The following is a 24998-nucleotide window of genomic DNA, read 5'->3' as shown; positions in this document are numbered from 1 at the left end:
GTCAGGCAATCTCCAGGGGTTTGTTCTTGGCCAGCGCGAAGGCGCGATTCAGACGCTTGAGCATTTCATCGACATTGGCGCGGCTTACCGTCAGCGCCGGGGTGAAGCGCAGGCAGTCGGGCTGCGGCGCATTGATCAGCAGCCCTTCGGCGAAAGCCTGCCGCGCCACGAGGGGTGCGGACTGGCGGATCAGCGGCAGGCCGATCATCAATCCGTGGCCTCGCAAGGGACCGTGGCCATGACGACGCGATACTCGCGCCAGCCCCTCGCGCAGGTGCTGGGCAACCTCGCCTACCTGCTCGAGGAAACCGGGCTCCAACACCGTGTTCAGTACGGCGAGGCCGGCTGCGGTCATCAAGGCATTGCCATGGTAGGTGCCGCCCTGCTCGCCCATCTCAAAGCAGCAGGCATTGCCTCGCGCCAGCAGCGCCGCCAGGGGCACGCCACCGCCCAGGCCCTTGCCGAGGGTGATGATGTCGGCGCGGATGCCATACAGCTCTTCGGCCAGCAGGGTGCCGCAGCGGCCGATGCCGGTCTGCACTTCATCGAGGATCAGCAGCACGCCGCGCTCGCGGCACAGGCGCTCGGCACCCTGCAGGTACTCCAGCGTGGCGGGAATAACACCGGCCTCGCCCTGCACCGGCTCCAGCATCACTGCCACCGTGTCATCGCCTACTGCGGCAGCCAGGGCATCGAGGTCGTTGTAGGGGACCTTGGTAAAACCGGGCACCTTGGGCTCGAACATCGATTCGAAGGCTGGCTTGCCGGACGCCGACATGGTGGCCAGCGTGCGGCCGTGAAAGCTGTTGCTCGCGGTGACAATGCCGAAGGCGCCGCCCCGATGCAGCTGGCCCCACTTGCGCGCCAGCTTGATGGCCCCTTCGTTGGCCTCGGCACCGCTGTTGAGGAAGTACACCTGGTCGCTGCCGCTGGCCTGGCACAAGCGCGAGGCCAGTTCGAGCATGCCGCGGTTGTAGTAGGCCGGCCCGGGGTTGATCAGGCTCTCCGCCTGACGCTTGAGTGCGTTCACCACGACGCTGGGGCTATGGCCGAGGCTGTTCACTGCCCAGCCCTGGGTGAAGTCCAGGAAGGCGTGGCCTTCGGAATCCCACAGCCAGGAACCCTGGCCGCGCACGAACAGTTGCGCGGGCCGATCCACGGTTTTCATCAGGCGCAGGTCGGCGAGAGCGTCACGCATGCTCGGACACCTCTTCATGGCGATACTCGACGCCCAGCAGGCGCAGTCCATCTGGACCCTGTTCAAGGATGCGGCGGAGTTCCCGGCGACGCTCGATGTGCAGGCTGAAACCTTCCTCGCGCGGGAAACGCTTGCGCATCTCGTGGGTCATTTCCACGTAGCGCGCCTGGCTCACGCTGATTTCGGCGAACAGCACGTCGTCACGACGCAGGCTTATGCGGTAGTCGCTCATGCGCGCATCCCCTCCAGCGGCAAGCCCTGCAGGCGCGCATTCCAGTCTTCCACCAGGCCGGTGCTGAGGCGCCTGGCAACGGTATCGCGCCAGCGACCGGTCAACGCCTCGCACTTCTGCAGTAGTTGCAGGCCAGCGTGCTCCAGCGGGTAGTGGAAGTAGCTCTGAATAGCGTGGGCGACGGTCAGGCCGGGGTAGCTGCGCTGGATCAGTTCCAGCGAATCTTCCTGGCTGACGAAGCCGGGCCGCAGCACGCGGTAGAACCAGCCGCAGCGGCCGGTTTCCTGCACCCTTTGCGGCAGGTCGGGAATTCCCCAGCGCCGGCTTAGGCGATAGCAGGGCGAACGCGGCTGACTGACCTGGATGAAGGCCTGCCCCCAGCGAAAGATGTCGCCGATGCACACCTGGTCTTCGGTCAGGCCGTAGGTGGAAAGGTTCTCGCCGAAACTGGGCGCCTTCCAGTCGACGTCGCGGAAATGCCTGCGCCAGTATGCGTAGTGCTCGGCCGGATAGTGGTGCAGGGCCCGTTCCGGGCCACCATGGAAGCGGGGGTCGCCCTGCTCGTCGCTGCCCAGCCCCTGGGGCCAGAGCCAGAGTCGGTGATCGATCGGCTGCTTGTCGATTGCACTGGACAAACCGCCACCTATATCTTCGGCTTTACCTATGAAAACGCCCTTCACGACTAACGCGCACATTTGCCCTCTCCAGCGCGAGATACAGTCTCTACGCGGCATAGGCTATGGTCTTGAGGCATCACGGGCCATTTCGATTTTCCTGTTTTATCGATAAGTAACGCTTATGGATTTTCGCCAGCTCCGCTACTTTGTCGCGCTCTACGAGGAAGGCCATGTCGGTCGAGCCGCCGAGCGCCTCAGCCTGTCGCAACCCGCGCTTTCCCAGCAGATTCGTCAATTGGAACAGGGTCTGGACGTCAGCCTGTTCCAACGCAGCGGCAAACGCCTGCTGCCGACCCTGGCCGCGCACACCCTGTATAGCCACGCGCTGCCGCTGCTGGATGGTCTCGAGCGCGCCCGCGAAGCCCTGCGCGGCTTCCGTGGCCAGTCGCCGCGCAGCCTGGCCATCGGCGTGCTGCAAACAGTGAATGCGGCGCTGGTCCCCCTGCTGCTGGAACGCCTGCGTGAAGCACAGCCGCAGCTGGTGGTGCAGATCTACGAGCTGTCGGGGCTGGATATCGAGCGTCGCCTGCTGACCGGCAACCTGGACATTGGCATCGGTTTCCTGCCGCCGCGCCAGCCGGGACTGCACAGCCAGTTGCTCTACGAAGATGAGTTACAGCTGGTGATTCCCACGGAGCACCCGCTGAAGGAATTCAAGAAGGTTTCCCTCGCCCAGGCGGCTGAACTGCCGATGCTGCTGCTCGGTGAGGAGTTCCGTATCCGGCAGATCTGGCAGGAACAGCTTGCCATGCTAGGCCGCCGCCCCCACGTGCAGGCGGAGTTGAACCATATGGCGGGCATCCTCGACAGCCTGCCGCACACCCTGTTGGCCACGGTGTTGCCCGGCCGCGCACGGCAGATGCACGCCAATCAGGGCCTGCTGTGGAAACCGCTGAGCGAGCCACGGGTGCCGTTGAAGGTGGGATTGGTGTTCCGCGATGCCCAGCGCCAGCAGGCGACCCTGGAGCTGCTGCGCTCGATGCTGGAAGGCGTCGTGGGGCCGAAGGAATTCTGACTTGGAGATTTCCGTACGCAGAAAAAGAAAAACCTCGCCGAAGCGAGGTTTTGCAGACTGTGTCCCGACATCCCTGATCTGACCGCCATCCTGGCGGAAATCCGGCGTATCCCTGTTTTGCAATGCGCTTCCTGCGCGACGTCCAATGGTTTGAAGATTAATACCCGGCCTGAGGGTCGGAAAGGAGCTATAGCCACCAGCGCGTGTAAGCCAATGCTTACACGATTTCGGAATTATCTGAGCCAGTCTTATTGCAACCCAAAGGTGCAACCAAGCAAGCGATCGGTTGGTCTTGGTTTGGCCAGGGCTGTATTGTTAGACTCGTTTTGTCCTACAAGAACTACAGACCCCCGACACGGCGGTCTCAGGGTCTGACCATGCGCCCAGTTGTTACTGCCCTCTTTTGCCTGGCGGCCGTAGTCGCCAGCCATGCATTCGCCGGTGGCCAGGACCGCCTGGCCGATCCCAAGGCTGCGGTCGAGCAGGCCTTTTGGAAGCAGCTCTACGCTGACGGCGGTGTCACGCTTTATTGCGCCAAGGCCTTCAGCGCTCCGGGCGGCCTGCTCAGCGCGAGCCCGGTGTACAGCACCAAGCAGATCAAGAGCGCGCTGCGCTGCGTCACCGACAGCCAATGCCAGGCTGCTAATCCGCAGTACCCCTACATGCTTTCCGACCTGCACAACCTCTACCCGGACCAGTCACGCATCGAACTGGCGCGGCGCAACGCGCTGTTCGGCACTGTGGGCGAAGGCGGTCAGAGCACGCTGGCCGACTGCGACTTCAAATCCGCGTACCAACTGGTAGAGCCCCGCGACGCCGCCAAGGGCAACGTGGCACGGGCGATCTTCTACATGCATACGGAGTACGGCCTCCCCATCGTCGGGCAGGTGCAGATGTTCCAACAGTGGAACCGCCTGGACCCGGTGGATGACGAAGAACGCGCTCGCAACAGCCGCATCGAGGCCCTTCAGGGCAACCGCAATCGTTTTATCGACGACCCGACGCTGGCGGATTCGTTTTTGTAGGGGCGATTTCAATCGCCAAGCGGACCGCAGGTCAGCCCCGAGGGGCAGCTACGCCGCCCATGGCGAGTAAACATCCACGTTCGTAGAACGTGTAGGAGCGAGCTTGCTCGCGAACAGCCGGGGCGGGATCCTTTCGCGAGCAAGCTCGCTCCTACAGTAAATCCGACTTCACCTGCCAATCGGAGCATTTCGATCGTCACGGGCAGAGCCGATGACTCATGGCCACGTCCAAAGGACGTGGTTTTCCACGTTTAAATGAATTCGCCCATACAGAAAGGCATCCCCTGAAAAAACAAAGCCCGCGAGTGCGGGGCCTTGTCATTGCGGGGTGCCGATCAGAACTGCTCGGCGTCCAGCAGGTAGAGCGACTCGCTGCCGGCCTTCACGGAGGCGGTCAGGGAGTGGATGCGCGGCAGCAGGCGGGCGAAGTAGAAGCGCGCGGTGCCGAGCTTGCTGGCGTAGAAGTCGTCCTGACCTTCCTTGCCGAGGGCGGCGCGTGCCATCAGGGCCCACATGTAGGCGTAGGCGGTGTAGCCGAACACGTGGAGGTACTCCACCGAGGCGGCACCGATTTCGTTGGGGTTGTTCTTCGCGCTATCCAGGACCCAGGCGGTCAGCTCGTCGAGGTTGGCGACAGCGGCTTTCAGCGGCTCGGTGAACTCGGCCAGGTCGGCGGAAGCGCCGCCCACGAAGGCTTTGATCTCGTCGGCGAACTGCTTGTAGAACGCGCCGCCGCTGCCGACGATCTTGCGGCCCACCAGGTCGAGGGCCTGGATGCCGTTGGTGCCTTCGTAGATCTGGGTGATGCGCACGTCACGCACCAGTTGCTCCTGGCCCCACTCGCGGATGAAGCCGTGGCCGCCGAAGACCTGCTGGCCGTGGACAGTGGTTTCCAGACCGAGGTCGGTGAGGAAGGCCTTGGCCACCGGAGTCAGCAGGGCGACCATTTCTTCGGCGCGCTTGCGCACGACGGGGTCTTCGCTGAACTTGGCGGTGTCCAGCTGCATGGCGACGTAGCTGGAGAAGGCACGGCCGCCTTCGTTGGCTGCCTTCATGGTCAGCAGCATGCGACGCACGTCCGGGTGGACGATGATCGGGTCAGCGGCCTTTTCCTTGGCGACCGGGCCGGTCGGCGCGCGGCTCTGGATACGCTCGCGGGCGTATTCCACGGCGCTCTGGTAGGAACGCTCGCCGGAGGCCAGGCCCTGGATACCCACGCCCAGACGCTCGTAGTTCATCATGGTGAACATGGCGGCCAGGCCCTTGTTCGGGGCATCGACGATGTAGCCGGTGGCGCCGTCGAAGTTCATCACGCAGGTGGCCGAACCCTTGATGCCCATCTTGTGTTCGATGGAGCCGCAGGACACGGCGTTCTGCTCGCCCAGGGAGCCATCGGCGTTGACCATCACCTTGGGCACCAGGAACAGGGAGATGCCTTTCGGACCAGCCGGGGCGTCCGGCAGCTTGGCCAGTACCAGGTGGATGATGTTCTCGGTGAGGTCGTGCTCGCCACCGGTGATGAAGATCTTGGTGCCGGTGATCTTGTAGCTGCCGTCAGCCTGGGGTTCGGCCTTGGTGCGGATGATGCCGAGGTCGGTGCCGGCGTGCGGTTCGGTCAGGCACATGGAGCCGGACCAGACACCCGCGTACATGTTCGGCAGGTACTTTTCCTTGAGCTCTTCGCTGGCGTGGGCGTTGATCGACAGGCAGGCGCCGGCGGTCAGCATCGGGTACAGGCCGAAGGACAGGTTGGCCGCGTTGACCATCTCCTCCACCTGGGCGGAGATCACCTTGGGCATGCCCATGCCGCCGAAGACGGGGTCACCGCCCACACCGACCCAGCCACCTTCGGCGTAGGTCTGGTAGGCCGCAGGGAAACCGGCCGGGGTGCTCACGGCGCCATCTTTCCACTGGCAGCCTTCTTCGTCGCCGCTGCGGTTCAGCGGGGCGATCACGCCGCCGGTGACCTTGCCAGCTTCTTCCAGGATGGCGGAGGCGGTTTCGGCGTCGACCACTTCGGCCAGGGCAGGCAGCTCAGCCCAGAGCTTGGCAACCTCGAAGACTTCATTGAGGACGAAGCGCATATCGCGCAGGGGCGCTTTGTAGTCAGCCATTGCAAACCTCGTAATCACTCACAGGTGGCCAGTGGGGCCGGTTTCACGGATAGACCCGGAGTGTACATGAACAACTTTTTAGAGACATAGTGTCACTTAGTGACCGCACAGTCTCAGTCAGTCACGCACCCCGGCAGAAAGTAAAAGGCCCGCTCCAGGCGGGCCTTCGACCGTCCATCGGCGGGGTCAGAGCGAGAAGTTCTCTGCCGGCAACTGCATCAGGCAATCGCTGCCTGCCTCCACCGCCGCCCGGTGGGCCTCGGTGCGCGGCAGCAGGCGCTTGAAGTAGAAATCGCAGGTCGCCAGCTTGGTCTGATAGTAGGCGCTGTCGCTCTCGCCCGCCTGCAACTTGGCTTCGGCCACCAGGGCCATGCGCAGCCATAGCCACGCCAGGGTGATGTAGCCGGAGTACATGAGGTAGTCGAGGGCGGCGGCACCCACTTCGTCCGGGTTCTTCATCGCGGCCATGCCGACCTTCTGGGTCAGCTCGCCCCACTGCTGATTGAGACGCGCCAGCTCGGCTACCTGCGCTTTGAATCGCGGGTGCTCGGCCTGGGCCTGGCAGAGCTTGTGAATCAATTTGGTGAAGCCGCGCAGCAGCTTGCCCTGGCTGCCCAGTACCTTGCGGCCTAGCAGGTCGAGCGCCTGGATGCCGTTGGTGCCTTCGTAGATGGGGGCAATGCGGCAATCGCGCACCAGCTGTTCCATGCCCCATTCGCGGATGTAGCCGTGGCCGCCGAACACCTGCATGCCGAGGTTGGTGGCTTCGAGACCGGAATCGGTCATGAAGGCCTTGCAGATCGGGGTGAGGAAGGCGAGCAGGTTCTCGGCTTCTTCGCGCTGCTCGGCGCTGTCGCTGCGATGGGCGATGTCCAGTTGCTGGGCGGTGAAGTAGGCCAGGGCGCGGTTGCCTTCGTTGAAGGCCTTCATCGTCAGCAGCATGCGGCGCACGTCGGGGTGCACGATGATCGGGTCGGCCGCTTTGTCCGGCGCCTTGGGTCCAGTGAGAGCGCGCATCTGCAGGCGGTCGTTGGCGTACCGCACGGCGCCCTGGTAGCTGGCTTCACCGAGGCAAAGGCCCTGCATGCCGGTGCCCAGGCGCGCATGGTTCATCATGGTGAACATGCAGTTCAGGCCCTTGTTGGCCTCTCCAATGAGGAAGCCCGTGGCGCCGTCGAAGTTCATCACGCAGGTGGCCGAGGCCTTGATGCCCATCTTGTGTTCGATGGAGCCGCAGGACACGGCATTGCGTTCGCCGATGCCCTCACCGGACGGGAGGAACTTGGGCACGATGAACAGCGAAATGCCCTTGGTGCCCGCCGGTGCATCGGGGAGTTTGGCCAGCACGAGGTGGATGATGTTCTCGCTCATGTCGTGTTCGCCGGCAGAGATGAAGATCTTGGTGCCGGAGATCGCATAGCTGCCGTCGGCCTGGGGTACGGCGCGGGTCTTGATGATGCCGAGGTCGGTGCCGCAATGGGGCTCGGTGAGGCACATGGTGCCGGTCCAACGGCCTTCGGTGAGGCGGGTCAGGTAGGTCTGCTTCTGCTCTTCGGTGCCGTGCGCATGAATGGCCGACATGGCGCCGTGGGTCAGGCCCGGGTACATGGCCCAGGACTGGTTGGCCGAGGCGACCATCTCACTGATGATCAGGCCGAGAGAATGGGGCAGGCCCTGGCCGCCATAGGCCGGGTCCGCCGCCAGGCCGTTCCAGCCGCCTTCGACGTACTGGGCGAAGGCTTCCTTGAAGCCCTTGGGGGTGGTCACCACGCCGTCGCGCCACTGGCACTCTTCTTCATCCCCGGAGCGGTTGATGGGCGAGAGCACCTGCTCGCAGAACTTGGCGCCTTCCTCGAGGATGGCGGCAACCATGTCCGGGGTGGCATCACTGGCGCCCAGTGCCGCGTAGCTGGCCGGGTAGTCGAAGACTTCGTCGATGAGGAAACGGATGTCGCGAAGCGGGGCCTTGTATTCGGGCATGGCAGATTCTCCTTGTGAGGGCAGCACTCGATCGTCCGACCCTACTTTGCACCCACCTCCCCTACAACGACGCTACCGCTGCTGAATGGAGCGTCATAACCAGCCGCCTCAGCTACTGACGGTCTTTTTCACCCGCACCGCCCCCCGGCGATTCTCGCCGTGGCGGAAGACCCGGTTACGCCCGGCGCTCTTGGCGCTGTAGAGCGCCTGGTCGGCAGCCTTGATGACTTCTTCCGGGGTGCGCTGTTCGGCATCCCGCTCGGCCACCCCGATGCTGATGGTCACCGACACGGTCTGCCCGCTGGCGGCCCCACGCTTGGCGCGGCCGGTGTCGTCACTCTTCGGCCGGCTGTCCTGGTCGCGCAGGTGCATCTGGTACTGCTCGATGGCCTGGCGCACGGCTTCCAGGTGAGGCATGCACTCCTCCACCGACTTGCCGGGGAAGAGGATGGTGAATTCCTCGCCACCATAGCGGTAGGCCTTGCCACCGCCGCCCACCTTGCGCAGGCGGCTGGCCACTAGGCGCAGCACCTGGTCGCCCACATCGTGGCCGTAGGTGTCGTTGAATTTCTTGAAGTGGTCAACGTCGGTCATCGCCAGCACGTAGTTGCGCCCGAGGCGCCGCAGACGCTCGCTCAGCGCGCGGCGTCCGGGCAGGCCGGTGAGTTCGTCGCGGAAAGCCATCTGGTAGGCCTCCTGGGCCACGGACGCGGTGAGCGCAAGCATCACCAGGCTGCTCATTACGTGGAGCGCGTGGGGCAGCAGGAAGGTCTTGGGCAACATCCACAGCAGGCCGACCAGTCCGAGCAATTGAGCCGCATGCTGCGGCCGCGGCTGGCGCAGGTAGGTGATCAGTAACGCCACCAGGGCAACGACGAACGCCAGGTAGGCCAGCTGCACCAGGGTCATCCAGCTTCCGTGGAGCAGGGGCCAGTGGATCTGCCCGATGAAGCCCAGCAGCGCGTCCGGGTAGTTGCTGCCCAGTGCCACTGTCACGCCGAGCACGGCCACCAGCACCGCACCACGGGCGACAAAATCCTGCAGCAGGTGCGTGCGTTCCTCCCAGCAGCCATACAGGCCGTAGAGCGTGGGCAGCAGCAGGCTGGCGAGATGGAAGACCAGCCCGGCGTCCTCCCGAACCACCCGCTCGGCCTGGTAGTAATCGACCTGGGTATCAAGCTGGTAGTAGGCCAGGTAGACCACCAGCAGCAGCGCCACCTGGCGCACCCGGCCATACGCCGAGCAGAAGGCGCCGCCCAGCAACAGGAGCAGGGTGGGAAGGACGTTGAACAGGGAGGTGAAAAACTCGTTCATTCCCGACAGCGAGCCCACCACTCCGCCCCCGACCACCAGCGACAAGGGAGGCAGGAAATGGCTGACGCGATAGGACGCACGAGGCCGCACGGGGTCTGATCCTGGGATTCGAAAGACGGGGAAAAATCGAGGTGGCGATATGATTGCACAGGCGCGAATCACAAAGCACGAGGTCCCAATGCGAACTTCTCCACATCCCGACGTGAAGACGGTTCGTACAACGAAAAAGCCCGCCAGATGGCGGGCTTTTCGTGTAGCACCGAACCTTAGTAACCCAGGGCGAAATCTTCTTCGGCCAGGTCCATCAGGTTGTTGGCACCGGACAGCATGGTTTCAGCGTGGGTGCGGGTACGCGGCAGGATGCGCTTGAAGTAGAAGCGCGCGGTCTGCAGCTTGGCCTTGTAGAAGGCGGCATCGCCGTCGCCAGCAGCCAGTTTCTCGGCAGCCAGGCGAGCCATGTCGGCCCAGAAGTAGGCCAGGCAGGCGTAACCGGAGTACATCAGGTAATCCACCGAAGCGGCACCCACTTCCTCGCGATCCTTCATGGCAGCCATGCCGACCTTCATGGTCAGGTCGCCCCACTCCTTGTTCAGCTTGGCCAGCGGCTCGACGAATTCCTTGACGGCTTCGTTGCCTTCGTTGGCCTGGCAGAACTTGTGCACGATCTTGGTGAAGCCCTTCAGCGCTTCACCTTGGGTCATCAGGATCTTGCGACCCAGCAGGTCGAGAGCCTGAACGCCGGTGGTGCCTTCGTACATCATGGAGATGCGGCAGTCACGCAGGTTCTGCTCCATGCCCCACTCGCTGATGAAGCCGTGGCCACCGTAGATCTGCATGCCGTGGGAAGCGGACTCGAAGCCTACTTCGGTCATGAAGGCCTTGGCGATCGGAGTCAGGAAGGCCAGCAGGGAGTCAGCGGCTTTCTTCTGCTCTTCGTCCTGGCTGTGCTGGACGATGTCCACCTGTTTGGCGGTGAAGTAGACCATGGCGCGGTTGCCTTCGGCGAACGCCTTCATGGTCAGCAGCATGCGACGCACGTCCGGGTGGACGATGATCGGGTCGGCAGCCTTGTCCGGCGCTTTCGGGCCGGTCAGGGAACGCATCTGCAGACGCTCGCGAGCGTATTTGATGCCACCCTGGAAACCGATCTCGGCGTGGGCCAGGCCTTGCAGCGCGGTACCCAGGCGAGCGGTGTTCATGAAGGTGAACATGCAGTTCAGGCCTTTGTTCGCCGGGCCGATCAGGTAGCCGGTGGCGCCGTCGAAGTTCATCACGCAGGTGGCGTTGCCGTGGATACCCATCTTGTGCTCGATGGAGCCGCAGGAAACGGCGTTGCGCTCGCCTACGCCGCCTTCGGCGTTCGGCAGGAACTTCGGAACGATGAACAGGGAGATACCCTTGGTGCCGGCCGGAGCGTCGGGCAGGCGAGCCAGGACGATATGGACGATGTTGTCGGCCATGTCGTGTTCACCGGCAGAGATGAAGATCTTGGTGCCGGAGACTTTGTAGGAACCATCAGCCTGGGGCTCGGCCTTGGTGCGCAGCATGCCCAGGTCGGTACCGCAGTGCGGTTCGGTCAGGCACATGGTGCCGGTCCACTCGCCGGATACCAGCTTGGTCAGGTAGGTGTGCTTCTGGTCGTCGGTGCCGTGGGCGGACAGGGTGTTCATCGCGCCATGGGACAGGCCGGGGTACATGCCCCAGGACCAGTTTGCGGAGCCGACCATCTCGCTGATGGCCAGGCCCAGGGATTCCGGCAGACCTTGACCGCCGTGGTCGACGTCGTGGGCCAGGCTCGGCCAGCCGCCTTCGACGAACTGCTTGTAGGCTTCCTTGAAGCCGGTCGGGGTCTTAACGCCGGACTCGCTCCAGGTGCAGCCTTCGATGTCACCCACACGGTTCAGCGGAGCGATCACCTGCTCACAAAACTTGGCACCCTCTTCAAGGATGGCGTCGACCATGTCCGGGGTAGCGTCCTGGCAGCCAGGCAGGCTCTGATAGTGCGCTTCGTAGCCGAGCAGTTCGTCACGAACGAAGCGAATATCACGCAAGGGGGCCTTGTAATCAGGCATAGCGGTAAACCTCTGCAGTGGGTTCCTGGTTCAGCTGACCGGAGCGCCGGTCGCTAACGGCATTTTGTGGAGATTGTACGAACAATCAAACAGGCGTTTGAAACATACGTTTACGCCAATGCCCTGTCAAGCGCTGCGCCCGACCGACCGGTCATCTCCCTGGCAGGCAGCCGAAGGCCCTGCCTGATGACAGTAAAGATCAAGAAACAGCGCGACAGTGCCAGAACGAGGCAGGAAGGAGAGGATGCGAAAAGGGCCGCGTTGAGCGGCCCTTGAGGGGATCAGGCAAAGGTATCGATGAGACTGCCGATCATCTGGTCAGTGGCCTTGGCGACCATGCTGCCGGCCTCGGCCTGGACCTTGCCGGCCTCCAGGGCGAGCAGGATGCTGGTGAGGTCGGCTGGTTGTTGAGCCCCCTCGCCGCTGACAGTCTTGCTGGCTATTTCACCGGCTGCCTGCTGGATCATACGCTGGCCGGACTGGATGGCGCCGAGTCCTGCGCTGAAGCCACTTCCCTGGATTTCCATGTCGGATACCGAAGCTCGATGGACAATGCCGGCAATTGAAGCAGCTGAACCCGCGCCGCGCAATCAGGCCCGGACGTACCCGGCAATCCGCAGCAATGGAGAGAGATCGAGATGACGCGCCACAGCGTCCGGAGTCGCCTCGTCCAGGCGAGGAATACGCCCCAGGCAGGGTGCTGGAAGGCGCTCGGTCAGGGTCGCGAGATTCTCGTCCAGGCGAGAAGTGTTCGGGTCGACCACATTGGCCACCCAACCGGCCAGGGTCAGGCCGTCACGCTGGATGGCCTCGGCGGTGAGGACGGCGTGATTGATGCAACCCAGACGCACACCGACCACCAGGATCACCGGCAAGCCGAGGGCGATGGGCAGATCAGACAGATTGGCCTGCCCCGCCAGCGGCACGCGCCAGCCGCCAGCGCCCTCGACCAGGCTGAAGTCGGCACCCATGGCCAGCACACGCCGTACCGGAGCGGCGAGCGCATCCACGTCCAGCTGGACGCCCGCTTCCCGGGCGGCGAGGTGAGGTGCAATGGCCGGCGCGAAAGCCAGCGGATTGACCTCGTCGTACGTCAGGGGCAATGAGCATTCGCCCAACAGCGCCAGAGCATCGCTGTTGCGCAGGCCTTCGGCGGTTTCTTCGCAACCTGACGCCACCGGCTTCGCCGCCGCCGTGGACAGTCCCCGGGACCGGGCGCAATGGAGCAGGCCTGCGGCGATGGTGGTCTTGCCGATCTCGGTGTCGGTTCCGGTGACGAAGTAGGCCACAGCCATGTCAGTCTTCCTTTTTCATGACGCCATAGACCACCTGATAGGTGGCTGGCAGGCCTTGGGGCTGGCGGAAGCGTTCATAAGCCTCCACCAACGCGAGGATACGCGCCCGCCCGGTGAGCCCGCCTGGTCGACCCGGATTGAGGTTGTGCGCGCCGAGGGCCTTGAGTTCGTGAGTCAGGGTGCGCAGATCGGCGTAGTGCAGCACCTGCGGTTCGCTGCCCAGATCCAGTGGAAGCAATCCACTGGCGGCGCAGAGGTCCTGGTAGTCCTCCAGGCGACGGAAGCGATTGACGTGGACGAAGCCGTCCACTGCCTGCCAGCTGTCACGCAACTCCTGCAGGGTGCCGACGCATAGGCTGCTGAAGGCGAATACGCCACCCGGCTGCAGCACGCGGCGAGCCTCGGCAAGTACGGCGGCGAAGTCGGCGCACCACTGCACGGCCAGGCTGGAGAAGATCAGTTGCTGGGTGCCGCTGGCCAGCGGCAGGTGCTCGGCATCGCCGGCGACGAATCGCTTGGCGCCACCCTGCGGACGGGCGTGGCGCAACATGCCTTCGGCGATGTCCAGCGCCAGGCCGTCGCTGTGTGGGAAACGCTCGGCCAGCGCGCGGGAGAAGTAGCCGGTACCGCAGCCCATGTCCACCCAGTTATCCGGCGTGAAGCCTTCCGGCAGCCGGCGCAGCAGTTCGTTGCCAACCGTCCGCTGCAGGGCCGCGACACTGTCATAGCTGTCTGCCGCGCGGGAGAAGGATGCCGCCACCTGGCGCTTGTCCGGCAGATGGCCCTCGGCATCGGCAGCGTTTCGAGCATCAGACATCATCACCCTCACGCATGAACCCGAGGATGGCGGCGGCGACTTCGTCCGGCCGCTCCAGCGGCAGGCCGTGACTCGCGTCGGCAAATACCTGCACCTCCACATCCGGCAGCCATTCCAGCAGCGCATCGGCGGCGGTCGCTGGCACCAGCGCATCGCGCCCGGCGAACAGATGCAGTTGCGGTCCGCCGTAACCCTGGATAGCCGCACGGATATCCAGCACATCCAGCAAGCGCAGGCCAGCATCCAGCACCTTGGGGTCGGTGGGCACCTGGGTGACCTGCAGCTGTCGCGCCAGGGTGCGGGCGTCCCGAGCACCCTGGGCCACCAACATGGTGAAGCGCTTGAGGGTCTGCGCCGGATCGAGACGGCAAGCCTCGTGGAAAGCCGCGAAGACTTCCTGGGACATGGCGCAGGGCCAGTCGTCGCGGTCATGGAAACTCATGTTGCTGCACAGGCCGATCAGGCCACGGCAGGCACCGCCCCGGCGCGCGGCCAGTTGCGCGGCGAGCATGCCGCCCAGCGACCAGCCGGCCAGCCAGCTGTCGGTGGCGAGGCGGGAATCCAGCTCATCGAGCCAGGCACCGGCCTGTTCCAGGGCAGGCAGCGGCGCGACCTCAATCACCAGGTGCGGCGCGCGCTCCAGCAGAGCTTCGCGCAAGGGTTCGAGGGCGGCGGGGCCAATGGCCCAGCCCGGCAGCAAAATCAGGCGCTCACGCATTGGGGGCATCCTCCTTCGCCAGTTTCTCCCAGCATTCCGCCAGGGCACTCAGCAAGGATTCAAGCTGCTCTTCACTGTGAGCGGCGGAGAAAGTGACACGCAGTCGCGCGCTGCCAGCCGGCACGGTGGGCGGGCGAATGGCGCCGACCAGGATGCCGCGCTCGCGCAGCATGGCGGACAGCTTCATGGCGCGGGCGCTGTCTCCGATCAGGATCGGCTGAATCGGCGTCGGGCTGTCCATCAGCGTCAGGCCGATCTCGGCTGCGCCCTCGCGGAAGCGGCGAATCAGCGCGTTCAGATGGTCCCGGCGCCAGCTTTCATGCTGCAGCAACTCCAGGCTCTTCAGCGTGGCGCAGGCCACCGCCGGGGGTTGGCTGGTGGTGTAGATATAGGGACGAGCGAACTGGATCAAGGTCTCGATGAGTTCTTCGCTACCGGCGACAAATGCACCAGCGGTACCGAAGGCCTTGCCGAGGGTGCCCACCAGCACGGGCACATCGTCCTGGCTCAGACCGAAGTGTTCGACGATGCCGCCACCAGTGGCGCCCAGCGGACCGAAACCGTGGGCATCATCCACCATCACCCAAGCGCCACGGGCTTTCGCGGCGGCGCAGATGGCCGGCAGCTCCGCGAGGTCACCGTCCATGCTGAACACGCCATCGGTCACCACCAGGGTATTGCCTTCCGCCTTTTCAAGACGGCTGGACAGGCTGTCCACGTCGTTGTGCAGATAGCGCGAAAAACGCGCGCCGGAGAGCAGTCCGGCATCCAGCAGAGATGCGTGATTGAGACGGTCCTCCAGCACGGTATCGCCCTTGGCCAGCAGCGCGGTGACTGCGCCCAGGTTGGCCATGTAGCCGGTGGAGAACAGCAGTGCGCGAGGCCTGCCGGTGAACTCGGCCAGGGCCAGTTCGAGATCGTGATGCGGTCCGCTATGGCCTATCACCAGATGCGAAGCGCCACCTCCGGCCCCCCAGCGCTCCACGCCGGACTGCAAGGCAGCCTTCACCTCAGGATGGGCGGCCAGGCCAAGGTAGTCGTTGGAACAGAAGGCCAGCATGGGGCGGCCGTCCACCACCACCTCCGGCCCCTGGGGGCTTTCCAGTAATGGGCGCTGGCGATAGAGGTTGTCCGCATGGCGGGCGGCAAGGCGCGAGGCGAGATCAAAAGGCATGGGCGGTTCGGTTTTTCGTAGGAGCCAGCTTGCTGGCGAACCTGCAGGAGCCGCCCTTCGCGAGCAAGCTCGCTCCTACAGGGTTCGATAACGCGGTATCAGGCAGACGCGGCGTTGTAGAACATCTGCGAATCGCGCTGCTCGACCAGGGCCTGCTCGATGGCAGCCTGGTGCACTTCGTCGGCATGCTCTTCGCGCTCTTCCGGCTTGATGCCGAGGCGCGCGAACAGCTGCATGTCCTTGTCGGCCTGCGGGTTCTTGGTGGTCAGCAGTTTTTCGCCGTAGAAGATCGAGTTGGCGCCCGCCATGAAGGCCAGGGCCTGCATCTGCTCGTTCATCTGCTCGCGGCCGGCGGACAGGCGCACGTGGGACTTCGGCATCATGATCCGGGCGACCGCCAGGGTGCGGATGAAGTCGAACGGATCGACGTCCTTCTCTTCCGCGAGGGGAGTGCCCTTCACTTTCACCAGCATGTTGATCGGCACCGACTCCGGGTGCTCGGGCAGGTTGGCCAGCTGGATCAGCAGGCCGGCGCGGTCGTCCACCGACTCGCCCATGCCGAGGATACCGCCGGAGCAGATCTTCATCCCCGCCTCGCGCACGTAGGCGAGGGTCTGCAGACGCTCGCTGTAGGTGCGGGTGGTGATGATGTTGCCGTAGAACTCCGGCGAGGTATCCAGGTTGTGGTTGTAGTAGTCCAGGCCGGCGTCGGCGAGGGCCTTGGTCTGCTCCTGGTCCAGGCGACCAAGGGTCATGCAGGTTTCCAGGCCGAGCTTCTTCACGCCTTTGACCATTTCCAGGACGTAGGGCATGTCCTTGGCGGACGGGTGCTTCCAGGCGGCGCCCATGCAGAAACGGGTGGAGCCGATGGCCTTGGCTTCGGCAGCGGCCTCGAGGACCTTCTGCACTTCCATCAGCTTTTCCTTGTCCAGGCCGGTGTTGTAGTGGCCGGACTGCGGGCAATATTTGCAGTCTTCCGGGCAGGCGCCGGTCTTGATCGACAGCAGGGTGGAAACCTGTACCCGATTCGGATCGAAGTGTGCCCGGTGAGCGATTTGGGCCTGGAACAGCAGGTCGTTGAACGGCTGTTCGAACAGCGCCTTCACCTCAGCGAGGGACCAGTCGTGGCGGGTAGCGATGGATGCGGTTGCGCTCATGTAGGTTTCCTTCGACGCTGTAGGGCGCCTTTGTCAGGGATACCCGGACCGGCAGTCCGGGAATTCAGGCTTAGGGCATCATATGTGGAGCTATGACGCTGTCAACCAGATTTGCGACACAGGTTGACATCTGATCACTTATTAATCACATCGACCAATGAACCAGAATCACCAGCGAGGCTCAAATCCAGGGCAGCCCGCTGCTGAAGGAGCATCACACTGCAATGCGTACGGAAGGATTTTTCGAATGGCTCGGCCGGATCATCGGCACCGTCATTCGCTTCGTCGTCGACCTGCTTTCAGGCGTGCTCGGCGGCATTGGCCAAGCCATCGACGATTTTTTCAACGGCCTGGCGCGGGCCATCGGCATGGATGTGTCGTTCTTCAGCCTGTTCCTGCTGGTTATCGGCCTGCTCCTGCTCTACAGCGGGATACGCGCCTTCATTCGCAAGTCCATCATTGGCGGCCTGGTGCTCACCTTCCTTGGCCTGGTGGTGATGAGCTGGCTGATCGTCTGAACCCCATGTCCCACGGAGGGGACCATGTTCGCACTGCTCGTCCGGCTACGGCCGGCCTGGCTTCGCCACACACCCGCCTGCCTGCTCTGCCACGCGCCGGGCGACGTCCTGCCGATTTGCAGCGGCTGTGAAGCGGAGCTGCCCTGGCTCAGTGGACATTGCTCCATTTGCGCCCTGCCCCTGCCCACCCATGGGCTGCCCTGCGGCGATTGCCTGAAGCGCCCACCGCCCTTTACCCGGGTCGAGGCGCCATGGCGCTATGGCTTTCCGGTAGACAGCCTGATTACCCGCTTCAAGCACCAGGGCAACTGGCCCCAGGGTCGCTTGCTGGGGGAGTTGCTGGCGCGTCATCTCGCCCATGCGTTCAACGAGGGCCTGCCCCGGCCACGGGCGCTCCTGCCCGTACCACTGGCAGCGCCCCGATTGCGTCGACGCGGCTTCAACCAGGCACAGATGCTGGGGCGCTGGCTGAGCGAGGAACTGCATATCCCGTTGCAGGAGGGGTGGCTGCAACGGATAGAGGATGGCCCGCCCCAGCAGGGGCTGGACGCGGCAGAACGGCGCCGCAACCTGCGACGTGCGTTCGCCCTGGACGTTCTCGCCGACGTGAAAGACCAGCATCTGGCCCTGGTGGACGACGTGCTGACCACCGGCACCACCGCGCATTTCCTCGCCCGCCTGCTGAAGCGAGCGGGAGCCTTGCGGGTGGACGTCTACTGCCTCGCACGCACGCCCCGTCCCGGCGACCGTTGAAGTCTTGACGTGGCGCACCCGTGGGAGCAGCCTGCGCGCCAGAAGCCCGGAGGAACCCATCCGCCCATGAGCCTGACCAGCGCCCTCACCCAGCAACTCACCCGCCGCCCGCAGCGCCTGGCCCTGCTGGAACAGATCGCCGTGCAAGGCTCCATCACCCGCGCCGCCAAGGCTGCGGGGCTGAGCTACAAGGCTGCCTGGGACGCCATCGACGAATTGAACAACCTCGCCGAACGCCCCTTGGTGGAACGCTCGGTGGGCGGTAAGGGCGGCGGTGGCGCGCGATTGTCGGCCGAAGGGGAACGCCTGCTGGCACTCTACAAGCGCTTGGAAAGCCTGCAAGCGCGCCTGCTGGAAAGCGCTGAAAGCGAGCGGGACCTGGAACTGCTCGGCCGCCTGATGCTGCGCACCAGCGCACGCAATCAGCTGAGCGGCCGCGTGCTCGACATCGAATCCAGGGGGCGCAACGACCTGGTGCGCGTCGAACTGCCGGGTGGTATCCGACTCTCGGCCCAGATCACCCACGACAGTACCGAGAAGCTGGAACTGGCCCCGGGTCGCAGCGTGGTTGCCCTGATCAAGGCTGGTTGGTTGCGCCTGCAAACGATCTCCGAACAGGCGGACGAAACCCTGAACCAGTTGCAGGGCCGGATCGAGGAGATCTTCGACGCCGACGATGGCCCCAGCGAAGTGCGCATCGCCCTCGCCAGCGGCCAGACCCTCTGCGCCCTGGTCGAGCCCGAGCGGCTGGCCGCGCTTGGCCTGAAGGCCGGCCACGCGGTGCGCGCTCAGTTCGCCGCCGGCCAGGTGCTGCTCGGCACAGCGCTCTGAAGCTCAGCAGGCGATTTCGCGAGCTAGAGAGCAGCAAATCGTTTCCGGGGATAGACTGGGCGCCTTGCTGCCGGAGTCTCCCATGTCCCACCCCTTCGATGACCTTACCCCCGACCTCGTACTCGACGCAGTGGAAAGCCTTGGCTTCCTCAGCGACATGCGCATCCTCGCGCTGAACAGCTACGAGAACCGCGTCTACCAGGTGGGCATCGAGGACGCCGAGCCGCTGATCGCCAAGTTCTACCGCCCGCAACGCTGGAGCGACGCGGCGATACACGAGGAGCACAGCTTCAGCGCCGAACTCGCGGAGTGCGAAGTACCGGTGGTGGCGCCGCTGCAACGCGACGGTGAAAGCCTGTTCGAACACGCCGGCTTTCGCTTCGCCCTCTTCCCTCGCCGCGGCGGCCGTGCACCGGAGCCGGGCAATCTGGACCAGCTCTACCGCCTCGGCCAGCTGCTTGGTCGTCTACATGCAGTTGGTTCCACACGCCCGTTCGAACACCGCGAAACCCTGGCGGTAGAGAACTTCGGTCACCAATCGCTGGCCACTCTCCTGGAAGGCAACTTCGTCCCCCGCAGCCTGCTGCCAGCCTATGAGTCGGTAGCCCGCGACCTGCTCAAGCGCCTGGACAAGCTGTTCGCCGACGTGCGCTACCAGCCGATCCGGCTGCACGGCGATTGCCATCCCGGCAACCTGCTATGCCGCGACGACGTCTACCACATGGTCGACCTCGACGACTGCCGCATGGGCCCGGCAGTCCAGGACCTCTGGATGATGCTGGCCGGCGAACGTCACGAACGCCTCGGCCAGCTATCCGAGTTGATGGATGGCTACCAGGAATTCCACGACTTCGACCCGCGCGAGCTGCCGCTGATCGAGGGCTTGCGCGCCCTGCGCCTGATGCACCACAGCGCCTGGATTGCCCGCCGCTGGGACGATCCGGCTTTCCCCATGCACTTCTCCTGGTTCGGCAGCGAACGCTACTGGGGCGACCAGATCCTTACCCTGCGCGAGCAACTCTCGGCGCTGGATGAAGAGCCGTTGAAACTCTTCTGAGCGGTCGAGTCCTCTGTGGAGGCGAATTCATTCGCTATAGGCTGCGCAGCAGCCCCAAACCTCGCAGGGCGAACCTACGGTCCGCTCAGCGATTGAAATCGCCCCCACAAAAGAGCAGAGAGCGCGTCTCGAGAACAGGCGTAAAGAACCCCTTACGCGTTTCGCTTGCACGGCCCTGCTGAAAAACCTGAGCGCACAGACAAGTCGTGATGGCGACAACTAGAATGTCGCACCACTCGATAGCTGCCTAAGCAAGGACATTCCATGGCCACCGCCGACCCGCGTCGCGGGTACATCCTGGGGCTCTCCGCCTACATCATCTGGGGACTCTTTCCGCTCTACTTCAAAGTCATCCAGAACGTTCCGGCGCTGGAGATCATTGTCCATCGTGCGCTGTGGTCCGCCCTGTTCGGCGCGGCACTGTTGCTGGTGTGGAAGCACCCCGGCTGGTTCCGCGAGCTGCGGGAAAATCCCAAGCGCTTCGGCGTGCTGGCCGCCAGCGGCATGCTGATCGCCGGCAACTGGCTGGTGTACGTCTGGGCGGTGAACAACGGGCGCATGCTGGAAGCGAGCCTCGGTTACTACATCAACCCGCTGGTGAATGTGCTGCTGGGGATGCTGATCCTCGGTGAGCGCCTGCGTCGCCTGCAGTGGGTCGCCGTGCTGCTTGCCGCCGTCGGCGTGGCACAGCAGATCTGGCAAGTGGGTGCGCTGCCCTGGGTATCCCTGACCCTGGCACTGACCTTCGGTTTCTATGGGCTGATCCGCAAGCAGGCACCGGTAGCCGCCCTACCCGGCCTCGTCGTGGAAACCTGGTTGCTGTTACCGCTGGCAGTGGGCTGGCTGCTGCTGAGCCCGGAGGCAGCGTCCACGCAGACAAGCTTCTGGACCAGTTCCGAGGCGCTCTGGCTGGTCGCCGCCGGCCCCATCACGCTCGTGCCGCTGGTGTGCTTCAACGCGGCTGCGCGCCACCTGCCCTACACGACGCTGGGCTTCCTCCAGTACCTGGCGCCGACCCTGGTGATGCTGCAGGCGATCTTCCTGTTCGGCGAGCACTTCGACCCGAGCAAGCTGCTGGCCTTCTGCTTCATCTGGGCGGGCCTGGCCATCTACAGCGTCGACGCCTGGCTCACCCTCCGCCGTAATTCCTGACCTACTCCCGTAGCGCAGCGAAGCCAAACGGACGCCCTTGTAGTGCGCACGCTGGGCTTCGTAACACGCCGAGAAAGCTCACTTCTCCTGATGCAGGTTCAGCTCCACCATCAGGTCATCGGCCAGGGTTTCCAGCTTGGCCTGCAAAACGTCCAGCGACAGCGTCAGCGGCACTGCCAGCACCGCTTCGGCGTGGAACAACGGTTCGCTGCTCATGGGCGCCGGCATCACCTCGGTGATCAGGCTTTCCAGGTTCACCCCCAGCTCCGCCAGCAGGCGCGTGATGTCTCGGACGATGCCCGGCCGGTCGTTGCCCACCAGGTCCAGCAGGATCGGCTTCCAGGTGCAGGCCGGTTCGATGCCACTCTGCGCCAGCATCACGCGGATGCCGTGGGCGCTGAGGCCCTGCAATCCCTCCACCAGCTCGTCGTAGCCTTCGGCCGGGACCGCTACGCGCAATATCCCGGCGAACTGCCCGGCCATGCGCGACATGCGGCTCTCCAGCCAGTTGCCGCCATGGGCGGCGATGCACTGCGCGACGCGCTCCACCAGTCCGGGCTGGTCCGCCGCGATAACGGTAAGTACCAGATGATCCACGCTCGACTCCTTATTGGTAGGGAACCGGCACCCGGCCTCAGGCCAGGCTCAGCCAGTAGGTGAAGTAAATCTCGTCCCGCACATAGCCGAGTCGTTCATAAAGCGCCTGGCCGGCAAGATTGGTCTTCGCGGTTTCCAGCTGGATGCCGCAAGCGCCGGTGCGTTCGGCATGGGCGCGGGCAGCGTTCATCAGGTCTTCGCCGACGCCCTGGCGCCGGGCGGCGGGCACTACATAAAGATCGCTCAACAACCAGGCCGGTGCCAGCGCCAGCGACGAGAGAAAGGGATAGAGCTGGGTGAACCCGAGGGGCGCGCCATCCTCACCACGAGCAATGAACAGCGTGGAGTCGCCGCGATCCAGCCGCTGTTCGAGGAACGCACGGATGTCCGATTGGGGTCTTGGCACCTGATAGAACTCGAGGTAACCGGCGAAAAGTCTGGAGAGATCATCAAGATCGCTGAAAGTGGCAGCATTTACAGGCATGGAAAGGCTCCGGGACGAATTCGCTGGAGTATAGGAAAGCGCCGGAAAACCCGCGCGGAATCCCGTGCGGAATCCCGTGCGACGGCCTGTCGCAGTTCCTCCGAAAAATAAATCGTGTACATTTTTCAGATTTAACTGGAACAAAGCGCCATTTTTTTGCGAACATTCTGCCCGCCGTTGTGACCGTAAAGCAGCTTTTAGTCGCATAGCGACGCGACCCCACTGATTTTCACAACGGCTTCATGTAGTATGCCGCGCTTCGGACTACAAGAAGGGAAACCCCCGGTCCGAGCGGATATTGAGCAGAGTGAGGCAAGCAATGACTGAGCGCGTTCAAGTCGGTGGCCTTCAGGTCGCCAGAGTCCTGTTCGACTTCGTGAACAACGAAGCCATCCCCGGAACCGGCATTGCGGCCGAGCAGTTCTGGGCCGGTGTGGAAGCCGTCATCAATGACCTGGCTCCGAAGAACAAAGCCCTCCTCGCCAAACGCGATGAACTGCAGGCCAAGATCGATGCCTGGCACCAGGCACGTGCCGGCCAGGCCCACGACGCAGTGGCCTACAAAGCGTTCCTCCAGGAGATCGGCTACCTGCTGCCGGAACCGGCAGACTTCCAGGCCACTACCCAGAATGTCGACGAAGAAATCGCCACCATGGCCGGCCCGCAGCTGGTTGTGCCGGTGATGAATGCGCGCTTCGCCCTGAACGCCGCCAACGCCCGTTGGGGTTCGCTCTACGACGCCCTCTACGGCACTGACGCCATCAGCGAAGAAGGCGGCGCCGAGAAGGGCAAGGGCTACAACAAGGTCCGTGGTGACAAGGTGATCGCCTTCGCCCGCGCCTTCCTCGACGAAGCCGCGCCGCTGGAAGGTGCTTCCCACGTCGACGCCACCGCCTACACCGTGAAGAACGGCCGCCTGGCCGTGACCCTGAAGAACGGCAGCGAAGTCGGCCTGAAAAACGCCGCCCAGTTCATCGCCTTGCAGGGCGACGCCGCCAAGCCGGCCGCCGTGCTGCTGAAGAACAACGGCCTGCACTTCGAGATCCAGATCGACCCGACCAGTCCCATCGGCCAGACCGACGCCGCCGGCGTGAAAGACGTGCTGATGGAATCCGCGCTGACCACCATCATGGACTGCGAAGACTCCGTCGCCGCCGTCGATGCCGACGACAAGGTCGTGGTCTACCGCAACTGGCTCGGCCTGATGAAGGGCGACCTGGCTGAATCCGTCAGCAAGGGCGGCCAGACCTTCACCCGCACCATGAACCCGGACCGCGTCTACACCAAGGCCGACGGTTCCGAGCTGACCCTGCACGGCCGCTCCCTGCTGTTCGTGCGCAACGTCGGTCACCTGATGACCAACCCGGCCATCCTCGATGCCGCTGGCAACGAAGTACCGGAAGGTATCCAGGACGGCCTGTTCACCGGCCTGATCGCCCTGCACAACCTGAAGGGCAACACCAGCCGCAAGAACACCCGCACCGGCTCGATGTACATCGTGAAGCCGAAGATGCACGGCCCGGAAGAAGTGGCCTTCGCCACCGAAATCTTCGGCCGCGTCGAAGACGTCCTGGGCCTGCCGCGCAACACCCTGAAGGTCGGCATCATGGACGAGGAGCGCCGCACCACCGTCAACCTCAAGGCCTGCATCCAGGCCGCTGCCGAGCGCGTGGTGTTCATCAACACCGGCTTCCTCGACCGCACCGGTGACGAAATCCACACCTCGATGGAAGCCGGCGCCATGGTGCGCAAGGGCGCCATGAAGTCCGAGAAGTGGATCGGTTCCTACGAGAACAACAACGTCGACGTCGGCCTGGCCACTGGCCTGCAGGGCAAAGCGCAGATCGGCAAGGGCATGTGGGCCATGCCGGACCTGATGGCCGCCATGCTCGAGCAGAAGATCGGCCACCCGCTGGCCGGCGCCAACACCGCCTGGGTACCGTCGCCGACCGCCGCCACCCTGCACGCCCTGCACTACCACAAGGTCGACGTGTTCGCCCGTCAGGCTGAGCTGGCCAAGCGTGCCGCCGCCTCGGTGGATGACATCCTGACCATCCCGCTGGCGCCGAACACCGACTGGACCCGCGAAGAAATCCAGAACGAACTGGACAACAACGCCCAGGGCATCCTCGGTTACGTGGTCCGCTGGATCGACCAGGGCGTCGGCTGCTCCAAGGTGCCGGACATCAACGATGTCGGCCTGATGGAAGACCGCGCCACCCTGCGTATCTCCAGCCAGCTGCTGGCCAACTGGCTGCGCCACGGCATCGTCAGCCAGGCCCAGATCGTCGAGAGCCTGGAGCGCATGGCCTCGGTGGTGGACCGTCAGAACGCCAACGACCCGCTGTACCGCCCGATGGCGCCGAACTTCGCCGACAACGTGGCCTTCCAGGCCGCACTGGAACTGGTAGTTGAAGGCACCAAGCAGCCCAACGGCTACACCGAACCGGTCCTGCACCGTCGTCGCCGCGAGTTCAAGGCGAAGAACGGTCTTTAAGACCTGCTCATGAAAACCGCCCTTCGGGGCGGTTTTTTATTGCCTGCAGAAAAGTCGGGCGGGCATCGACGTTACGCTTGCATACAAAACTTGTGTACAAAACCCCCATTCCCTGAGCTCCGCCAGCCCAAGCAAAGCTGACTTTCAAGTCAATGAAATATAAAGACAATTTTCCGATGGGCGGGCGCAACGGGCGCCAGAGCTGGGCTTGCGATGACCTCTAGTGGTGCACGAAAGGGCCAATCTCAAGGCAAGGATAAGCGACGCCTCTGGATGGCACGAAACTGGCTTGCATACAAAAAACACAAAAACAGTGCACAC

At 64.0% G+C, this 24998-nt stretch carries 23 protein-coding genes; 8 read left to right on the top strand and 15 right to left on the bottom strand.

The window, feature by feature from the left end:
• Position 1: 1 nt before the first annotated feature.
• Genes DM872_RS02995 through DM872_RS02985 form a run of 3 tightly spaced genes read right to left on the bottom strand, consistent with a single transcriptional unit; the run spans position 2 to position 2125 of the window.
• A complete protein-coding gene (locus DM872_RS02995; protein ID WP_179058060.1) occupies positions 2-1198 on the bottom strand; it encodes an aminotransferase class III-fold pyridoxal phosphate-dependent enzyme in 1197 nt (398 codons plus the stop codon).
• Positions 1191-1430 (bottom strand): hypothetical protein, encoded by a 240-nt coding sequence (locus tag DM872_RS02990; RefSeq protein WP_179058059.1) that lies wholly within the window; start codon positions 1428-1430, stop codon positions 1191-1193. The genes DM872_RS02995 and DM872_RS02990 overlap by 8 nt, the downstream gene beginning before the upstream one ends.
• Positions 1427-2125, bottom strand: coding sequence for an MOSC domain-containing protein (locus DM872_RS02985; RefSeq protein ID WP_179058058.1), 699 nt, complete (start codon positions 2123-2125; stop codon positions 1427-1429). The genes DM872_RS02990 and DM872_RS02985 overlap by 4 nt, the downstream gene beginning before the upstream one ends.
• Positions 2126-2228: 103 nt before the next feature.
• On the opposite strand from DM872_RS02985, the gene DM872_RS02980 reads away from it, so the two are divergent.
• Together DM872_RS02980 and DM872_RS02975 are read left to right on the top strand one after the other, a co-directional pair.
• Positions 2229-3122 (top strand): LysR family transcriptional regulator, encoded by an 894-nt coding sequence (locus tag DM872_RS02980; protein WP_179058057.1) that lies wholly within the window; start codon positions 2229-2231, stop codon positions 3120-3122.
• Between the two features lie 377 nt (positions 3123-3499).
• Positions 3500-4147 (top strand): endonuclease I family protein, encoded by a 648-nt coding sequence (locus DM872_RS02975; protein WP_179058056.1) that lies wholly within the window; start codon positions 3500-3502, stop codon positions 4145-4147.
• A 335-nt stretch (positions 4148-4482) separates the two neighbouring features.
• On the opposite strand, the gene DM872_RS02970 is transcribed toward DM872_RS02975, so the two are convergent.
• The 10 genes from DM872_RS02970 to bioB form a co-directional block, all read right to left on the bottom strand.
• Positions 4483-6261, bottom strand: coding sequence for an acyl-CoA dehydrogenase C-terminal domain-containing protein (locus DM872_RS02970; RefSeq protein ID WP_179058055.1), 1779 nt, complete (start codon positions 6259-6261; stop codon positions 4483-4485).
• A gap of 186 nt (positions 6262-6447) precedes the next feature.
• A complete protein-coding gene (locus tag DM872_RS02965) occupies positions 6448-8241 on the bottom strand; it encodes an acyl-CoA dehydrogenase C-terminal domain-containing protein (RefSeq protein ID WP_179058054.1) in 1794 nt (597 codons plus the stop codon).
• 108 nt (positions 8242-8349) lie between these two features.
• Positions 8350-9645 (bottom strand): GGDEF domain-containing protein, encoded by a 1296-nt coding sequence (locus DM872_RS02960; RefSeq protein ID WP_179058053.1) that lies wholly within the window; start codon positions 9643-9645, stop codon positions 8350-8352.
• A gap of 176 nt (positions 9646-9821) precedes the next feature.
• On the bottom strand, positions 9822-11627 hold the full coding sequence (locus tag DM872_RS02955; protein WP_179058052.1) for a phenylacyl-CoA dehydrogenase: 1806 nt from the start codon (positions 11625-11627) through the stop codon (positions 9822-9824).
• 281 nt (positions 11628-11908) lie between these two features.
• Complete coding sequence (locus DM872_RS02950) at positions 11909-12154, bottom strand: hypothetical protein (protein WP_077520631.1); 246 nt, start codon at positions 12152-12154, stop codon at positions 11909-11911.
• 63 nt (positions 12155-12217) lie between these two features.
• Positions 12218-12922 carry a dethiobiotin synthase gene (bioD, locus tag DM872_RS02945; protein WP_179058051.1) on the bottom strand — a complete coding sequence of 235 codons (705 nt, stop codon included), beginning with the start codon at positions 12920-12922 and terminating at the stop codon, positions 12218-12220.
• Position 12923: 1 nt separating this feature from the next.
• Positions 12924-13739: a malonyl-ACP O-methyltransferase BioC gene (gene bioC, locus DM872_RS02940; protein ID WP_179058050.1), complete on the bottom strand. Its 816-nt coding sequence runs from the start codon at positions 13737-13739 to the stop codon at positions 12924-12926.
• The gene (locus DM872_RS02935; protein ID WP_179058049.1) at positions 13732-14457 is read right to left on the bottom strand and encodes an alpha/beta fold hydrolase; all 726 of its coding nucleotides are present in this window, start codon (positions 14455-14457) and stop codon (positions 13732-13734) included. Before DM872_RS02935 ends, bioC begins: the two co-directional genes overlap by 8 nt.
• Entirely contained in the window at positions 14450-15631 is a 1182-nt protein-coding gene (bioF, locus tag DM872_RS02930; RefSeq protein ID WP_179058048.1) for an 8-amino-7-oxononanoate synthase, read from the bottom strand. The genes DM872_RS02935 and bioF overlap by 8 nt, the downstream gene beginning before the upstream one ends.
• A gap of 98 nt (positions 15632-15729) precedes the next feature.
• Positions 15730-16788: a biotin synthase BioB gene (gene bioB / locus DM872_RS02925; protein ID WP_179058047.1), complete on the bottom strand. Its 1059-nt coding sequence runs from the start codon at positions 16786-16788 to the stop codon at positions 15730-15732.
• Positions 16789-17012: 224 nt separating this feature from the next.
• Between bioB and DM872_RS02920 the strand changes: the two genes are divergently transcribed.
• The 5 genes from DM872_RS02920 to rarD all read left to right on the top strand — a co-directional run bounded on the left by DM872_RS02920 (position 17013) and on the right by rarD (position 21099).
• Positions 17013-17306, top strand: coding sequence for a hypothetical protein (locus DM872_RS02920; protein WP_179058046.1), 294 nt, complete (start codon positions 17013-17015; stop codon positions 17304-17306).
• Positions 17307-17330: 24 nt separating this feature from the next.
• Positions 17331-18059, top strand: coding sequence for a ComF family protein (locus DM872_RS02915; protein ID WP_179058045.1), 729 nt, complete (start codon positions 17331-17333; stop codon positions 18057-18059).
• 66 nt (positions 18060-18125) lie between these two features.
• Positions 18126-18890 carry a TOBE domain-containing protein gene (locus DM872_RS02910; protein ID WP_179058044.1) on the top strand — a complete coding sequence of 255 codons (765 nt, stop codon included), beginning with the start codon at positions 18126-18128 and terminating at the stop codon, positions 18888-18890.
• Positions 18891-18972: 82 nt separating this feature from the next.
• A complete protein-coding gene (locus DM872_RS02905; RefSeq protein WP_179058043.1) occupies positions 18973-19947 on the top strand; it encodes a serine/threonine protein kinase in 975 nt (324 codons plus the stop codon).
• 264 nt (positions 19948-20211) lie between these two features.
• A complete protein-coding gene (rarD, locus tag DM872_RS02900; protein ID WP_179058042.1) occupies positions 20212-21099 on the top strand; it encodes an EamA family transporter RarD in 888 nt (295 codons plus the stop codon).
• 78 nt (positions 21100-21177) lie between these two features.
• On the opposite strand, the gene DM872_RS02895 is transcribed toward rarD, so the two are convergent.
• Together DM872_RS02895 and DM872_RS02890 are read right to left on the bottom strand one after the other, a co-directional pair.
• Positions 21178-21696, bottom strand: coding sequence for a glycine cleavage system protein R (locus tag DM872_RS02895; protein WP_179058041.1), 519 nt, complete (start codon positions 21694-21696; stop codon positions 21178-21180).
• Positions 21697-21733: 37 nt separating this feature from the next.
• On the bottom strand, positions 21734-22180 hold the full coding sequence (locus tag DM872_RS02890; RefSeq protein WP_179058040.1) for a GNAT family N-acetyltransferase: 447 nt from the start codon (positions 22178-22180) through the stop codon (positions 21734-21736).
• A 319-nt stretch (positions 22181-22499) separates the two neighbouring features.
• Here DM872_RS02890 and DM872_RS02885 point away from each other — a divergent pair, with 319 nt between their 5' ends.
• Complete coding sequence (locus tag DM872_RS02885) at positions 22500-24677, top strand: malate synthase G (protein WP_179058039.1); 2178 nt, start codon at positions 22500-22502, stop codon at positions 24675-24677.
• Positions 24678-24998: the final 321 nt, after the last annotated feature.

Source organism: Pseudomonas taiwanensis (genome assembly GCF_013393345.1).
GTDB lineage: Bacteria > Pseudomonadota > Gammaproteobacteria > Pseudomonadales > Pseudomonadaceae > Metapseudomonas > Metapseudomonas resinovorans_C.
This window is presented reverse-complemented; position numbering and strand designations above follow the sequence as displayed.

What these genes read in the sequence shown, in the direction of transcription:
- DM872_RS02955 (WP_179058052.1), bottom strand. Translation starts at nt 11,627, where the DNA reads ATGCCTGATTACAAGGCCCCCTTGCGTGATATTCGCTTCGTTCGTGAC.
- bioB (WP_179058047.1), bottom strand. Translation starts at nt 16,788, where the DNA reads ATGAGCGCAACCGCATCCATCGCTACCCGCCACGACTGGTCCCTCGCT.
- DM872_RS02980 (WP_179058057.1), top strand. Translation starts at nt 2,229, where the DNA reads ATGGATTTTCGCCAGCTCCGCTACTTTGTCGCGCTCTACGAGGAAGGC.
- DM872_RS02995 (WP_179058060.1), bottom strand. Translation starts at nt 1,198, where the DNA reads ATGCGTGACGCTCTCGCCGACCTGCGCCTGATGAAAACCGTGGATCGG.
- DM872_RS02965 (WP_179058054.1), bottom strand. Translation starts at nt 8,241, where the DNA reads ATGCCCGAATACAAGGCCCCGCTTCGCGACATCCGTTTCCTCATCGAC.
- DM872_RS02915 (WP_179058045.1), top strand. Translation starts at nt 17,331, where the DNA reads ATGTTCGCACTGCTCGTCCGGCTACGGCCGGCCTGGCTTCGCCACACA.
- rarD (WP_179058042.1), top strand. Translation starts at nt 20,212, where the DNA reads ATGGCCACCGCCGACCCGCGTCGCGGGTACATCCTGGGGCTCTCCGCC.
- DM872_RS02885 (WP_179058039.1), top strand. Translation starts at nt 22,500, where the DNA reads ATGACTGAGCGCGTTCAAGTCGGTGGCCTTCAGGTCGCCAGAGTCCTG.
- DM872_RS02910 (WP_179058044.1), top strand. Translation starts at nt 18,126, where the DNA reads ATGAGCCTGACCAGCGCCCTCACCCAGCAACTCACCCGCCGCCCGCAG.
- bioD (WP_179058051.1), bottom strand. Translation starts at nt 12,922, where the DNA reads ATGGCTGTGGCCTACTTCGTCACCGGAACCGACACCGAGATCGGCAAG.
- DM872_RS02935 (WP_179058049.1), bottom strand. Translation starts at nt 14,457, where the DNA reads ATGCGTGAGCGCCTGATTTTGCTGCCGGGCTGGGCCATTGGCCCCGCC.
- DM872_RS02970 (WP_179058055.1), bottom strand. Translation starts at nt 6,261, where the DNA reads ATGGCTGACTACAAAGCGCCCCTGCGCGATATGCGCTTCGTCCTCAAT.
- DM872_RS02950 (WP_077520631.1), bottom strand. Translation starts at nt 12,154, where the DNA reads ATGGAAATCCAGGGAAGTGGCTTCAGCGCAGGACTCGGCGCCATCCAG.
- DM872_RS02990 (WP_179058059.1), bottom strand. Translation starts at nt 1,430, where the DNA reads ATGAGCGACTACCGCATAAGCCTGCGTCGTGACGACGTGCTGTTCGCC.
- bioC (WP_179058050.1), bottom strand. Translation starts at nt 13,739, where the DNA reads ATGTCTGATGCTCGAAACGCTGCCGATGCCGAGGGCCATCTGCCGGAC.
- DM872_RS02975 (WP_179058056.1), top strand. Translation starts at nt 3,500, where the DNA reads ATGCGCCCAGTTGTTACTGCCCTCTTTTGCCTGGCGGCCGTAGTCGCC.
- DM872_RS02920 (WP_179058046.1), top strand. Translation starts at nt 17,013, where the DNA reads ATGCGTACGGAAGGATTTTTCGAATGGCTCGGCCGGATCATCGGCACC.
- DM872_RS02985 (WP_179058058.1), bottom strand. Translation starts at nt 2,125, where the DNA reads ATGTGCGCGTTAGTCGTGAAGGGCGTTTTCATAGGTAAAGCCGAAGAT.
- DM872_RS02890 (WP_179058040.1), bottom strand. Translation starts at nt 22,180, where the DNA reads ATGCCTGTAAATGCTGCCACTTTCAGCGATCTTGATGATCTCTCCAGA.
- bioF (WP_179058048.1), bottom strand. Translation starts at nt 15,631, where the DNA reads ATGCCTTTTGATCTCGCCTCGCGCCTTGCCGCCCGCCATGCGGACAAC.
- DM872_RS02905 (WP_179058043.1), top strand. Translation starts at nt 18,973, where the DNA reads ATGTCCCACCCCTTCGATGACCTTACCCCCGACCTCGTACTCGACGCA.